Origin of the sequence: Bifidobacterium sp. MSK.17.10 (genome assembly GCF_019129655.1) — a bacterium.
Taxonomy (GTDB): Bacteria; Actinomycetota; Actinomycetes; order Actinomycetales; family Bifidobacteriaceae; genus Bifidobacterium; species Bifidobacterium adolescentis.
In genome coordinates, this window is record NZ_JAHOJD010000003.1 from 266,724 (window position 1) to 280,993 (window position 14,270).

Here is a 14,270-nt window from a genome sequence, read left to right on the forward strand (position 1 = left end):
GTGGTTCCCCTGAATTATTGGTTAACCGCTTCCGATACCAGCTCGCTGCCCCAGTCGTCCGAACACGTCAATCGATTGACATGTTTGACATGCCGCACACGGGGAGAAAGGTGGGATGGTGCGTGTTGTTTGTGTGTCTTTGTTGACCAAGGCAACTTTATGCGCAGGTACCGTCGTGACACGCGGTACATTAGGGCAGGAACCAATATTCGAATCGACGAATTTTTTCACAGGGCCGGCGACCGGCGAAACGTGCTGAGCCAGCACGTGGCCGGCAGGTCCGAAACGCAAGAAAGGCGGCCAATATGCCGGCGACAACCATCCATTTCGTGCGCCACGGCAAAGTGGAGAACCCCGGGCACCTGCTGTACGAGCGGCTGCCCGGTTTCCACCTGTCCGACGTGGGCGTGCGCATGGCGCAGGCCACCGCGCATTACATCGCGGTCAGCCCGCAGCTGAACACCGTATCCGCCGTCTACTCGTCGCCGCTGGAACGCACGCGCGAAACGGCGGGGGAGATCCTCGAATCGCTGAATTCGGTACGTGGATTGCGCGGCGAGGAACCGCTGGAGCTGCAGACGGACGAACGCCTCATCGAAGCGCGCAACGAATTTCGCGGCAAGCGTATCGGCTTCGGCGAAGGCGCGCTGTGGAAGAACGGCAACTGGAAGCTGGTACGCAACCTGTGGAAGCCGAGCTGGGGCGAAAGCTACCAGTCGATCGCGCATCGCATGCAGGACTTCGCCCTGGAGAAAGTGGCGGAATATCCCGGCAAACAGATCGTGGTGGTCAGCCACGAATCGCCGATTTGGAGCTACCGGCACATGCTGGAAACGGGGCACCCCGAACACAACATGCTGTTGCGCCACACCGCGCTCGCTTCTATCACCTCCATCACTTACGATTGCAATACCGGGAAAATAATGTCCATTACGTACGCCGATCCGGCGGCGGACGTCGAATAATGTGAACCAAAACATGCGGTGGCTCAATCGCGGTCGGGGATGACTGCGGTTCGGGCCGGCCGCACGATATACAAGGAGAAAGTATGTCTTTTGTATACGACCAGAAGGTCGTCGACTCGATGTACGGCTCGCACGTGGTCTCCATGGCAGTTGACTACGGTGTCGATCTGGTCAAGATGTGGCCGTTGCAAACGAACCAGGAACTGGAAAACGATGTCAAATATGCGGAGAACCTGCAGGTGATGTTCTCCGGCATGATGACGCAGGTGCTGCTGAAACGCTCCGAAGAAGTCGACCAGTCGGTTGCGGAAGCCGTATACGAAGGCATGGATGTGCTTCCCGGCGTCGATCCGGAAATCATCCGCACGCTGATGGATGCCAACCGCGCCTATGACGTGATGGCCTCCTACCACGGGGTCGACGGCATCGAACTGTTCATGGAAACCGCCAGAATACTCGGCATCGACGTGGAGACCCGAATCGAAAAGGAAATCCAAGACCTCATGGAGAACCTCTCACGCACTATGCGCAGCGCCTCCGGATTCGAAGTCGACGATGACGTGGCGGAAAACGTCGGCATCTGCCAGTCGGCCACGGTGGACCGCAACGAATTCGCAAGACGCTACCTCGCCTCGATGACGGTTCTCGACGCGCTGATAAACCTCATGTGCTATGGCACCGACGATTCGCAGGAGCAGGCCATCCGCGTGCTGCCGGTGCTGCTGTTCGTCAACTCCATGCGCAACCAGCTGTCGATTCCGCCCACTTTCATCAACGCCGAACAGCTCATCAACCTGTTTGGTCTGCGTGACACCGCCCGCCAGTTCGGACGGCCCCAGTCGGTGTTCGACAGCTCGTTCAACCCGCTGACGTTCTCCACCACCGTCAAGTACCTCGCTTTCTTCGCGGGGCAGGAATGGCTGCGGCATATGAGGTTCCTGGAGTGGGACCCGAAGCAGGCCGAACAGGACGCCAAAGACGAGGACGAGCGCAAAAGCAGGGAAGCGCTCGCAAAGAAATACAATTTGACGAGCGATGGCGATAACGCGGCTTCCGACGCGGATTTGGATTCGTCTGCAGACTCGAATTTGTCTGAGGATTCGGACTCGTCGGAAGAGGCCGGTTCGGAGCCGACCGAGGAATAAGTGTTGTGGGCGGTCGTGTGACGTCTGACGGTGAAGGCTTTGCGTGTACTTGCGTTGCGTGCGCTTGTGCTTGCGCTCGAATTGCGCGTGGCCGTCGCCTATCCCACGCGTTACATCCGCAACGACGTCACTACCCGTAACGAATGATCTGAAACGAATAATCCCGGTATCCTGCGATTGCACAGGATACCGGGATTATTCGTTATTCGTTATGGTGTGCCACGTTTTGTGTGGCGATAAGGCGGGGATCAGAGCGAAATCAGAGCTGCTGATCGGTGCCGTTCGCCGAATCATTCGGTACTGCCGAAGCGTCCGAATCCGCCGGAGCGTCGGTATTCGGCTGCTCGTGCGGATGCTGGAACTGGGCCGGCACTTCCGGCATCGGCGGAATGGACGGTGTCGGAGGCATGGTCGGAACAGCCGGCATCGGAGGCATAGATGGTACGGACGAAGCCTCCGCCAGCGGATTCTGCTGAGGTGCGGCGTATTGCGGCGCGGCGTGCTGCTGCGCGGCGTCATACTGCGGTGCCGGAGCTGTGTACGAATCGGCCGGAGTCGCTGGTGCCGTGTACGGCGCGGCCGGTGCCGCAGCCGCCGGATTGGTCGGCAGCGGGACGTTGCCGTACGAGGTGGCCTGCGCCGCATACGGGTCTGCCGGAGCCTCGCCCGTGGCGGGAGCCCATGCGTTGGAAGCCGTAGGAGCGTCGAAACGCGTGCCTTCCGGATTGGAATCGCGGGCCATCAGCACAAAGTAGAACACACCGCTGGCAATGAAGGCCAGCACGCCGAGGATCAGCAGGACAACGCCGCCGATGCTGACGCTGTTGCCTGCCTCCAACGACCTGAACGAAAGACTGCTGCCGATGATGAGGATCAGACCGATGGCGAAGAAGATTCCGGCGGCCGCCTGTACCGCGTAGATGATGGCCAGCACGGTGCCACGCATGTTGATGTCATGCAGACGACGTACGCCAAGCGCGATGGTCGGCACAAGCACGACGAGTCCCCAAATGGAGGAGAACGAGTCTCCGACGGTGGCGATCACGCCGGAATCGGTGAGGTCCCTCAACGTGCGGAACACGAGTCTCAACACGAAAGTGACGACGGTATAGGTGAGGAACCACCACCAGAACTCGCTACGCGAGGCGCGGCCCTTGAACACCGCGTACTTCTTGAAGAAACGGACGATCGCCTCGCCCAGGTTGCAGCCATATGCGGGCATGTCAAGCGGCGCGGTCAATGCGAAGAAGCTATTGCCCGACTGCGGTTGCGGTGCCGGCTGCCCGTAATTCGCGGCTGGAGCCTGGCCGTACTGAGGGGCCTGTCCATATTGAGGGGCCTGAGCGTACTGCGGAGCCTGGTTGTATTGCGGTTGCGGTGCTTGGCCGTACTGCGGAGCCTGACCATACTGAGGTGCCTGGTTGTAGTTCGGGGCGGCGTACTGGGGCGCCTGCGCCTGCCCGTAATCCGGCGTGCCGTACTGCGGTGCCGGCTGCCCGTAGTCGGGGGCAGGAGTCTGGCCGTACTGCGCTGCCGGCTGCGGCACCTGCGGATTGTATTGGTTGGGGTCCGTCATTAGAGTGCCCTTTCACAAAACGGTGACTAAAGAATAAAGAAAGTCGCTTCATACATTACTCCTTTGCCGATGTGAAGATAGGGAAAAATATTGCAGTATGGAACGCTGCGGAAGAAAAACGGCGATTGGGTCGTGGCACGTCCGGTTTGCGCGGCACAATGGAGCCTATGACTGAAGTTGAAAATACCAAACCGGAACTTCCTGAAAACGTTCGTGTGCGTTTCTGCCCGTCCCCGACCGGCATTCCGCACGTCGGCATGGTCCGCACCGCACTGTTCAACTGGGCTGAGGCCCGCCACACCAAGGGCACGTTCGTGTTCCGTATCGAGGATACGGACGCCCAGCGCGACTCCGAGGAAAGCTACAACCAGATCATCGAGGCCCTGAATTGGCTGGGCATCGACTGGGATGAAGGCATCAACGTGGGTGGCCCGGACGGCCCGTACCGCCAGTCCGAGCGTGGCGACATCTATAAGGACGTCGCAGCCAAGCTGCTCGAAGCCGGCTACGCCTACGAATCCTTCTCCACTCCTGAGGAGATCGAGGCCCGCAACGTGGCCGCCGGCCGTCCGAAGGCTTTCGGCTATGACGGCTACGATCGCAACCTCACCGAAGAGCAGAAGGCCGCGTTCCGCGCGGAAGGCCGCAAGCCGGCCCTGCGTATCCGCATGCCCGACGAGGACGTCGCTTTCGACGACCTTATCCGCGGTCGCATCGAATTCAAGGCCGGTTCCGTGCCGGATTACGTGATCGTGCGTCCGAACGGCGACCCGCTGTACACGCTGACCAACCCGGTCGACGACGCCATGATGCGCATCAACGTGGTGCTGCGCGGCGAGGATCTGCTGAGCTCCACCCCGCGTCAGATCGTGCTGTACCGTTACCTGATCGAGCTGGGCGTGGCCAAGGAAATGCCGCTGTTCGGCCACATGCCGTACGTCATGGGCCAGGGCAACAAGAAGCTGTCCAAGCGCGATCCGGAATCCAACCTGTTCCTGCACCGTGACAACGGCTTCATCCGTGAGGGCCTGCTGAACTACCTGGCGCTGCTGGGCTGGTCCATCGCCCCCGACCGCGACGTGTTCTCCATGGACGAGATGATCGAGAAGTTCGACGTGCGTGACGTCAAGGCCAACCCGGCCCGCTTCGACATCGACAAGGCCATCTCCATCAACGCCGAGCACATCCGCATGCTCGAACCGCAGGACTTCCTGAACCGTTCCGTGCCGTACCTCAAGCGTGACGGCGTGGTCTCCGCCGATTCCTGGGACGCGCTGACCGACCGTGAGCGCGAGGTCCTCACCGCCGCTGCTCCGCTCGTGCAGCCGCGCGTGCGCCTGCTGGGCGAAGTGGCCGGCATGGTCGGCTCCCTGCTGTCCACCGAAGGCTACATCGAGCCGGACGCCGACGCCAAGAAGCAGCTGAAGGATTCCGCTCCGGCCGTGCTCGACGCTGCGATCGCGGCGCTGGACGCCGTTGCTGAGGGTGATTGGAAGACCGACTTCCTGCACGAGACGCTGAACAAGGCGCTGGTCGAAGACGGCGGCTACAAGCCGCGTCTGGCTTTCGGCCCGGTGCGCGTGGCCATGAGCGGCCGCCGCGTGTCCCCGCCGCTGTTCGAATCCATGGAAATCGTCGGCAAGGACGTTGCCATGGCTCGACTCAAGGGCCTGCGCGAGCACCTGTGAGCCGTTGAGCTGCTGACTGTTAGCTGAATGATGGAAACCCGCCGGAGTGATTCGGCGGGTTTTCGTTTATGCGGAAGGCTGGTGCGGAATGGCGGAAAATAGCGCGACACGCCGTAAGTTGCGCGACTGTGCTGTTTCGCGTATATTTATCACTCGTTGCGGTTCACAGCCTAGCTGAGAATCACAGCGATAACTCAAGCCCCCGTCGTCTAGCGGTCTAGGACTACGCCCTCTCACGGCGCCAACACCGGTTCAAATCCGGTCGGGGGTACGACGGACAACTTTTCGAAGTTGCCACGCCTGCCAAATTGGGATGTGGTGTAATTGGCAACACAGCTGATTCTGGTTCAGCCATTCTTGGTTCGAGTCCAGGCATCCCAGCCAATGAGCCCTCGCAGATGCGAGGGTTTTTTGTTTTTCGCACCTGTCTGTTCACGTCGCTTTGGGCGGTGGGTTGATGGATTTTGCCGGATGCGATGTGGCAGCGCAATCTGCTGACGCCCTGCGTGAATCGCACATGTAATCGCCCAATGTTGCATTACCCTAGAAGTATGACCGAATTGCAGCATGCCGCCAAAGCCACGCGCCCGCGCATCCAACCAGCGGAAGAGGGGGACCGTCGACCGCTTTCCGTATCCGCACGGCTTGGCCGCCTGCAATTCCACCAGTCCGGCAAATTCCGCGTATTGCAATTCGCCGACATCCAAGACGGGCCGAAAGTCAGCAAAGACACCATCAGCCTCATCGAGGCCTCGCTTGACGCCACACGCCCCGATCTTGTTATTTTCAACGGCAACCAGATCGCCGGATATGATTCCGCATACGCGCTGACCTCCCGCAAGCGTCGCTGGGACGCGCGTCCGGCATCCGCATCGTCCGAAGCGTCCGGGGAACGCTATGCGGCCGCATTGGAACACACCCGCGAATTGGTGCGAGCCACCATCGAACAACTGGTCCACCCGCTTGCCGACCGCGGCGTGCCGTGGGCTGTGACGTTCGGCAACCATGACTTCCAGTGCGGGCTCGACAATGACGAAATCGAAAGCATCTGCCGCGAATTCCCAGGGTGTATCAATCCGGAACGCGCTGCCGACGGCACGACGGGCATCGCCGTGAAACATGGTGTGAAACATGATGTTGGCGATATGGAACAGGACTTCGGATTGCCGGAACAGCCCGTGATCGCGTGCGCGCCCGGCACATTCGCGTTGTCGGTGACGGACGTCGATCGCACGTATGACGTGTTGGGCTTGGTCCTGCTGGATTCGGGCGATTACGCGCGTTCCGGCGGCTACGGAAGCCCGTCGGAAGCCGCGCTGCGCTTCCTGGCGGATGCGCCGGGGCTGATGGCGGCGCAATCGCAGCAGCTGCAACAAGACCGGCAAGATGAACAGGACTCGCCGCGCGAACCGCGCAAGACGCCGTCCACGCTGCCATGCATGGTGTTCCAGCATTTCCCGATCGAACAGTATTATCGCCTGCTCAAGCCGGTCGCGGCCACCGCTGCGCGCGCGATTGAAGGATACCGCAACTTCGCGGGGCGGCATTTCGTGCTCAACGAAGACAAAACGCAACCCGGAAGCTATCTGGGGGAGGGCGTCAGCTGCCCGGATGCCGACAGCGGCGAATTCGCAATCCTTGACAAGGCGGGATATTTTGCGATTTCCGCCGGGCACGACCACCGCAACGCCTTCGTCGGTTCCGTGCCGGTCGGAACCGACGGTGACCGGCAGATGATGATGGTCGCCTCGCCGACCAGCGGTTTTGGCTCATACGGCCCGGTGCCGGCCAAGCGTGCCGCTCGACTGTTCGAATTCGACATCCGCCACCCGTACGAGCCGCGCACGCAGCTGTTGGAATACGACGAGCTGGTGGGCAAACCCAGCGCGGGCAAGGCCTACGCCTACGGCATGACCAGCGAATCGAAGCCCGATTCGGAAGGCATGGACCTGCTCCACAGGCCGACGTGGTGGAGCAAGACGTGGAACAAGCTGGTCTCACTGTTCCGAAAGTAGCTGTTCCGCCGGTGACTGTCCCGGTGACGGCTTTTTGGCCTTCCAACTTGAAATGAATACGAAAAGAAAAAGCTGGCGACGGGGCTTCCCATCGTCAGCTTTTTACGTTACGTATGCGACTGGTCGCGGACCTGTCAGCGGCCGGAAGACGCCTTGATCAGCGCGTCGGTCAGATACTTGCCGGCGGCCATGACCAGCGGCGCGTAACGGCGGCCGGGGTTGGCGCCCATACGGCCATTCGGGCCGGAAATCGAAATGGCGGCGATCACCTGGCCGGACGCGTTGCGAATCGGCGCGGAAATCGAACACACGCCCTCATCGCGTTCATTGATTGACTCGGCCCAGCCGCGCTTGCGGACGGCGGTGAGCTTGGCCGCAGTGAACTTGGCGTGGCGAAGACCCTGATGCAGACGTTCGGAATCCTCCCAAGCCAGCAGAATCTGGGCCGCGGAACCGGCTTCCATGGACAGCATCGCACCAACCGGAATGGAATCTCGCAGGCCGGACGCGCGCTCGACGGCTGCGATGCAGACGCGCTGATCGCCCTGACGGCGGTAGATCTGCGCGGATTCGCCGGTACGGTCGAGCAGGGTCTGCAGAATCGGCGCGGCGGCGGTCAACAGACGGTCCTCGCCGGCTGCGGCCGCAAGTTCCGCGAAACGCGATCCGAGCACGAAGCGTCCATGCTGGTCGCGCAAAACGAAACGGTGACGTTCCAGCGCGATCGCAAGACGATGCGCGGTCGGACGAGCCAGACCGGTCGCGGAAACCAGCTGTCCGAGCGTGGCCGGACCGGATTCAAGAGCGTCGAGAATCTTGACTGTCTTGTCGAGCACGCCGACCCCGGAATGAATTTCGTTGCTTTGCGGGGTGGCTGCGTAATTGCCGTTTGCCTCGTTCGTGGCGTTCATGGCCTGCGTTTTGGGCATGGCGTTGCTCGTATTCGAAGAAGAAGTCATACGCTGAATTATGCCATCTCACATATTGAAATGCAAAATGTATGTGGTTCGCGACTGGGGTAAAGCAGATTATTTACCTTGCTTCCACCGGCTGGCGAAGCTGGGAAAATGCTGAAATTTCAACGATTGCGCATATGCCGTAAGAAGACGGGAAGTAACTTTTCCGCGTTTGCCGCGCTCGTCCCTCGTTCATATCTCATATACCGGCATGAAGGACCTCGAACCCGTTTCAAGCCCATAGGCTTATAGCACGAAGAATGCGGCAAGGCAATAGCCGCGAGGAAATTAGTGAGGAAAAATCTGAGGAGGTCCCACAATGGGAACTACATTGTCCGAGAAGGTCTGGGCCGATCATTTGGTACGCAAGGGTAGCGATGGGGCTCCCGACCTGCTGTACATCGACCTGATGCTCATGCACGAAGTGACCAGCCCGCAGGCGTTCGAAGGTCTGCGTCTGGCAGGACGCAAGCCGCGTCACGTCGACCAGCTGATTGCCACGGAAGACCACAACACGCCGACCGTCGACATCGACCGTCCGAATCCGGACGAGACTTCGGCGCTGCAGCTGAGCACGCTGGAAAAGAACTGCAAGGATTTCGGCGTGCGTCTGTGCCCGCTCGGCGACGCTGACCAGGGCGTGGTCCACGCGTTCGCTCCGGTGCTGGGTCTGACCCAGCCGGGCATGACCATCGTGTGCGGCGACTCGCACACCTCCACCCACGGCGCGTTCGGTGCTATGGCCATCGGCATCGGCACCTCCGAAGTGGAGCACGTCATGGCCACGCAGACCCTGAGCCTGAAGCCGTTCAAGACCATGGCCGTGAACATCGAAGGCGACCTGCCGAAGGGCGTCACCGCCAAGGATATTATTCTGGCCATCATCGCGAAGATCGGCACCGGCGGCGGCCAGGGCCACGTTATCGAATACCGTGGCGAAGCCATCAAGAAGCTGTCGATGGACGCCCGCATGACCATCTGCAACATGTCCATCGAAGCCGGCGCCCGCGCAGGCATGATCGCCCCGGACGAGGTGACTTTCGAATACCTGAAGGGCCGTCCGCACGCGCCGGAAGGTGAGATGTGGGACAAGGCCGTCGAATATTGGAAGACGCTGAAGACCGATGACGATGCCGTGTTCGACAAGGAAGTGACCATCAACGCCGAAGACCTCGAGCCGTACGTCACGTGGGGCACCAACCCGGGCCAGGGCGTGAAGATCTCCGGCGTGGTGCCGGATCCAGCCTCCTTCAACGACGAGACCGAGCGTTCCGCCGCCGAGCGTGCCATCGCCTACATGGGCCTGAAGCCGGGCATGGCCATCAAGGACATCGCCGTGGACACCGTGTTCATCGGCTCCTGCACCAACGGCCGTCTTGAGGATCTGCGCGTGGCCGCCTCCATTATGAAGGGCCACCACAAGGCCGACAACATCCACCGCGTGCTCGTGGTGCCGGCATCCTCCCGCGTGCGCCTGCAGGCGGAAAAGGAAGGCCTCGACAAGATTTTCAAGGACTTCGGCGCCGAATGGCGTAACGCCGGCTGCTCCATGTGCCTGGGCATGAACCCGGACAAGATGGTGGCCCGCGAACGTTCCATCTCCACGTCGAACCGCAACTTCGAAGGCCGTCAGGGCAAGGGTTCGCGCACGCATCTGGCGTCGCCGGCCGTTGCCGCCGCGACCGCCATCCGCGGCACCATCTGCTCGCCGGCCGACCTGTGAGCCTGCTGCGAGCGGAAGCTGCGAACGCAATCGTAAGTAATCGAAATATCGAAATCGAATATCGATAGGCAATCGAAGGATTTGTTGACATGGAAAAACTGACTACCCTTACCGGCGTGGCCGTGCCGCTTCGCCGTTCCAACGTTGATACCGACCAGATCATTCCGGCCGTGTTCCTGAAGCGCGTGAAGAAAAGCGGCTTCGACGACGCCCTGTTCTACGCGTGGCGCCGCGACCCGGAATTCGTGCTGAACAAGCCGGAATACAAGCAGGGCAAGATTCTGGTGGCCGGCCCGGATTTCGGCATTGGTTCCTCCCGTGAGCACGCCGTGTGGGCGCTGCACGATTACGGTTTCCGCGTGGTGATTTCCTCCCGTTTCGCCGACATTTTCTACGGCAACACCGCCAAGAACGGCGTGCTGGCCGCAATTATGCCGCAGGAATCCATTGAGCTGCTGTGGAAGCTGCTGGACGAGGAGCCGGGCCGCGAAATGACCGTCAGCCTGGAAGACCGTACCGTCACCTGCGGCGATGTGACGTTGCCGTTCGAAGTGAACGACTACACCCGCTGGCGTCTGATGAACGGCTACGACGACATCGACCTGACGCTGCAGCACGAAGACGACATCATCGCATACGAGAAGATGCGCGCCGAAAAGTTCCCGTTCAAGCCGAAGACCCTGCCGGTCAAGCGCGAGCCGGAACAGCCGATCGAATCTGCCCGAGAGGGTGAATACCCTGATTGGCAAGGGCCGTTGGCCGATCGCGGCATCATCTGACGCGATGGCTGGTCGGCAGTGCAGTGCACTGCCGACAGGGCCTTGCCCGAGTCCGAAACGAGGGCAGCAATGAGCCTGCGCGCAGTGCAGTCCATAATTGCAGGACAGGGCCGTTGGCCGATCGCGACGGTAGCCCATTTCATCATTGGCTGACCGCAACCACATCTAACTTTTCCCAAGCCCGGCACCCAAGCCGGGCTTTTTGTTTACCTTCCATCACCTTTCCGCCAACAACAAATTCCACAAAGCGGTGGCAAAGCGCGCGCAAAGCGGTGGTAAAATCATAATACGACGGCAAAGCGGCGGCAAAGCGAGCGTAGAACGCGTGGTAGGTAAGGCGGTGATGGCCAATGGACGGTAGCGAGCACGATGATGCCTGGTGGTCCCGGGAGGTTCCTCGGATGCGTGAAGGCAACCGTTTGGAAGCGAAACGTGCCAAGGGCGGCCTGCCCCACAGTTTATGGGAGACGTACAGCTCCTTCGCCAATACCGAAGGTGGGCTGATTCTGCTGGGCGTGTCCGAGCATGAAGATCATTCTTTGTATATCACCGGAGTAGATGATGCGCGGAACATGGCGCAGGATTTTTGGAACATGGTGCATGATCCATCGAAGGTCAGTGCCGTTGTGCTGAGCGACAACGACGTGGTGATTCGCCATACCTCGCAGGGAGATGTTATTTCCATCGACATTCCTCGTGCGGCGAGGGACTGTATTCCCGTGTACGTGGGCCAGAATCCGATGACGGGCTCATACCGGCGTAATGGCGATGGCGATTATCTGTGCGATGAGGAAACGGTTCGTGCCATGCTTCGGGACAGTGACCTGCTTCCCTTGGACAGAACGATTGTTGAAGGCATGGGTGCTGACGCGCTCAACGCGGATAGCGTCGCATCATATCGGCGGCAGTTCAAGAACAGACGGCCCGGTCATCCATGGGTCGGATTGTCTGATGAGGATTTCCTGCTTCGCATCGAAGCGTTGCGGCTTGATGGTTCTCAGGTGCGTCCCACACGAGCCGGATTGCTGATGTTCGGTGAGGCGTGGCGAATCACGTCCGAATTCCCCTACTATTTCCTGGACTATCGCGAGGTCATGGACGACCAGGAGCGGTGGAACGACCGATTCACTTCGGACGATGACACGTGGTCGGGCAACTTGTACGATTTTTGGGGCAAGGTGGTCAATCGTCTGCGGTCGGCTGTTGCCCATCCGTTCCAGCTTGATGCCGATTTGCATAGGATTGATGACAATCCGATGGATAAGGCCGTTCGTGAGGCTGTCACCAACACGCTCGTTCATGCCGATTACTTCATTCGCCGGGGCACGGTGATCATCCAGTATTACGACAGAATCGTATTGTCGAATCCCGGCAGCCTGCGTCTTTCCTCCGAAGAGGTGATGCAAGGCGGCATTTCGGATACGCGGAATCCCACGTTGATGAAAATGTTCAATCTGATTGGCATCGGAGAAAAGGCGGGCAGTGGTTTTGACGTGATGCGTGAAGGCTGCCTGTTCGCAGGAACCGCCGCGCCGGAATTGGAAGTGTTCGACGATCCGGGGCGTGTGCAGCTTACGTTGTATCCGCGCAAGATCGCCGGAGATTCCATGATCGCCGGAGCTTCTGCTGTTCCCGGAGTCTCTGCAGATGGCGGGGGCCCTGTTGGTGCGGAGTCGCCGACAATGCGGAATTCGGAGCATGGCACTGGTACGGTCCATAGGATTGGCGCTCGCGGGGCTGACCGTTTGAACGACATGGTCGGCACATTCGGCAAGAACGTGGCCCTACCTGCCGATTTCGGCAATGCGATCAGGCCGCAAAGCCAGTTGGAGAAAATCACCTATGCGTTGACGGTCGGCGGACCGCAACCCACCTCGTATCTGGCTGTGGTGCTGGGGCTTGGCCTCACCCGTACCCGGGAGATATTGGCCTCACTGGTGAAAGACGGTGTTATTGAACCAATAGGCGTCGGACGCGGACGCAAGTACCGTCTTGCCGAGCATACCGGCTCATGACGGCGTTCCGGTTCTCTGGACTTGACCTGGATCGAGAGCCCAAACTCGTCTGGGGAAGTCCTAGCCAAGGAGGTTTCCAAGGTGAGACGGGGCGTGCAGGCGGGACGTGTGTCGCGTTACAGTGGACATGACATTTCGTGTGTTCGCATCGCATATCCAAAACATGACACGAGAACAATTTCGGGGAGCAGTATGAGCCAGAGTTTCGCGCCGTTTTACGACGTCAATCGCACGTATGAAGACAACTATCTGCAGGGGCCGTTCGGTGCGTTCGCCGAAGTGATGAAGGGCGATTCCGCTGCCGGCGCCTCCGCGCAGTCTGCACAGACCACCCAGTCGCAGTCGTCCGACCAGGCCGAGGAATTCCTCGGCTTCCGCGTGAACCTGCCGTTTGGCATTCCCGCCGGTCCGCTGCTGAACGAGCGGTTCACCACCGCCGCCTTCCGCATGGGTTTCGATTTGGCGGTGTACAAGACGGTCCGCTCCCGCGCGTGGGGTTGCAACGCCTTCCCGAACGTGCTCGCCGTGCATCCGAAGAACGTAGACGGGTCGCTGGTTCCCGGCAGCGCCGAACTGGATGAAGGCGTGCTTGCCGACACCCGATATGAGCTTCCGATTTCGATCTCCAACAGTTTCGGCGTGCCGTCGCGTGACCCCGACGAATGGCAGCCGGACATGAAGAAGGCGATCGCCGCCGCCGGCGACGGGCAGCTGCTCGTGCCCAGCTTCCAAGGTTCCCGCGTGGACGGCATGGACCGCAAGGCGTACATCGCCGACCATGTCACCACCGCGCATCTGGTTATGGAAACCGGAGCCGGACTGATGGAAATGAACACCAGCTGCCCCAACGAAGGTCACAATCGCCTGCTGTGCCACGACCCGCATCTGGTGGGGGAAATCACGGAAGCCGTGAAAAACGAAATCGGCGATCGCCCGCTCATCGTGAAACTCGCCTACATTCCCAACGACACCGACCTGGAAACCATGGTCAGGGAAACCGTCGGACATGGCACCGTGCAAGGCTTCTCCACCATCAACACGATTTCCGCGCGCCTGGTGGACGCGAACGGCAACCAGGCGCTGCCGGGAGTCGGACGTGACCGTTCCGGCGTGTGCGGCAACGCCATTCGTGGCGCCGGTCTCGACATGGTCGGCAGGCTCGCCGCCATCCGTGAAAAACTCGGCTTCGACTTCGCCATCGTGGGCGTGGGCGGCGTGATCCGTCCTGACGACTACAAGGCGTACCGTGAGGCTGGCGCGAACGCCGTGATGAGCGCCACCGGAGCCATGTGGGATGCGAATCTCGCGCGCGAAATTAAGGAGACACTGCGCTGAATTCCGTTTTTCGCGAACATGCTACATGCCTTATGGCAAACTAAGCAGCAGTGTTTTTTGAGCTTGATCCAAA

Annotated in this window: 10 protein-coding genes and 2 tRNA genes; 10 read left to right on the top strand and 2 right to left on the bottom strand. The window is 60.3% G+C overall.

Going from position 1 to position 14,270, the window contains the following annotated elements:
* Window positions 1–305: 305 nt before the first annotated feature.
* Together KSX58_RS03820 and KSX58_RS03825 are read left to right on the top strand one after the other, a co-directional pair.
* A complete protein-coding gene (locus KSX58_RS03820) occupies window positions 306–965 on the top strand; it encodes a histidine phosphatase family protein (protein ID WP_003807570.1) in 660 nt (219 codons plus the stop codon).
* An 83-nt stretch (window positions 966–1,048) separates the two neighbouring features.
* Window positions 1,049–2,110 (top strand): hypothetical protein, encoded by a 1,062-nt coding sequence (locus KSX58_RS03825; RefSeq protein ID WP_117762366.1) that lies wholly within the window; start codon window positions 1,049–1,051, stop codon window positions 2,108–2,110.
* A gap of 259 nt (window positions 2,111–2,369) precedes the next feature.
* Here the strand turns inward: KSX58_RS03825 and KSX58_RS03830 are convergent, their stop codons facing one another.
* Window positions 2,370–3,686, bottom strand: coding sequence for a DUF805 domain-containing protein (locus KSX58_RS03830; RefSeq protein ID WP_217735809.1), 1,317 nt, complete (start codon window positions 3,684–3,686; stop codon window positions 2,370–2,372).
* A 167-nt stretch (window positions 3,687–3,853) separates the two neighbouring features.
* Here KSX58_RS03830 and gltX point away from each other — a divergent pair, with 167 nt between their 5' ends.
* The 4 genes from gltX (at window position 3,854) to KSX58_RS03850 (ending at window position 7,389) form a co-directional block, all read left to right on the top strand.
* Entirely contained in the window at window positions 3,854–5,374 is a 1,521-nt protein-coding gene (gene gltX / locus KSX58_RS03835; RefSeq protein ID WP_035010257.1) for a glutamate--tRNA ligase, read from the top strand.
* Between the two features lie 198 nt (window positions 5,375–5,572).
* Window positions 5,573–5,645: transfer RNA gene (locus KSX58_RS03840), tRNA-Glu, on the top strand.
* A 38-nt stretch (window positions 5,646–5,683) separates the two neighbouring features.
* A tRNA-Gln gene (locus KSX58_RS03845) sits at window positions 5,684–5,758 on the top strand.
* Between the two features lie 167 nt (window positions 5,759–5,925).
* The gene (locus KSX58_RS03850; RefSeq protein WP_217735810.1) at window positions 5,926–7,389 is read left to right on the top strand and encodes a metallophosphoesterase; all 1,464 of its coding nucleotides are present in this window, start codon (window positions 5,926–5,928) and stop codon (window positions 7,387–7,389) included.
* Between the two features lie 134 nt (window positions 7,390–7,523).
* Here KSX58_RS03850 and KSX58_RS03855 read toward each other — a convergent pair whose 3' ends face one another.
* Window positions 7,524–8,300 (bottom strand): IclR family transcriptional regulator, encoded by a 777-nt coding sequence (locus tag KSX58_RS03855; protein WP_223895346.1) that lies wholly within the window; start codon window positions 8,298–8,300, stop codon window positions 7,524–7,526.
* Window positions 8,301–8,664: 364 nt separating this feature from the next.
* Here KSX58_RS03855 and leuC point away from each other — a divergent pair, with 364 nt between their 5' ends.
* The 4 genes from leuC to KSX58_RS03875 all read left to right on the top strand — a co-directional run bounded on the left by leuC (window position 8,665) and on the right by KSX58_RS03875 (window position 14,197).
* The gene (gene leuC, locus KSX58_RS03860) at window positions 8,665–10,068 is read left to right on the top strand and encodes a 3-isopropylmalate dehydratase large subunit (protein WP_217735811.1); all 1,404 of its coding nucleotides are present in this window, start codon (window positions 8,665–8,667) and stop codon (window positions 10,066–10,068) included.
* A gap of 89 nt (window positions 10,069–10,157) precedes the next feature.
* Complete coding sequence (gene leuD / locus KSX58_RS03865; protein WP_011742714.1) at window positions 10,158–10,847, top strand: 3-isopropylmalate dehydratase small subunit; 690 nt, start codon at window positions 10,158–10,160, stop codon at window positions 10,845–10,847.
* 401 nt (window positions 10,848–11,248) lie between these two features.
* Window positions 11,249–12,862, top strand: a complete 1,614-nt coding sequence (locus KSX58_RS03870) for an ATP-binding protein (protein ID WP_021913786.1) — start codon at window positions 11,249–11,251, stop codon at window positions 12,860–12,862.
* A 192-nt stretch (window positions 12,863–13,054) separates the two neighbouring features.
* A complete protein-coding gene (locus KSX58_RS03875) occupies window positions 13,055–14,197 on the top strand; it encodes a diguanylate cyclase (RefSeq protein WP_217735812.1) in 1,143 nt (380 codons plus the stop codon).
* Window positions 14,198–14,270 lie beyond the last annotated feature (73 nt).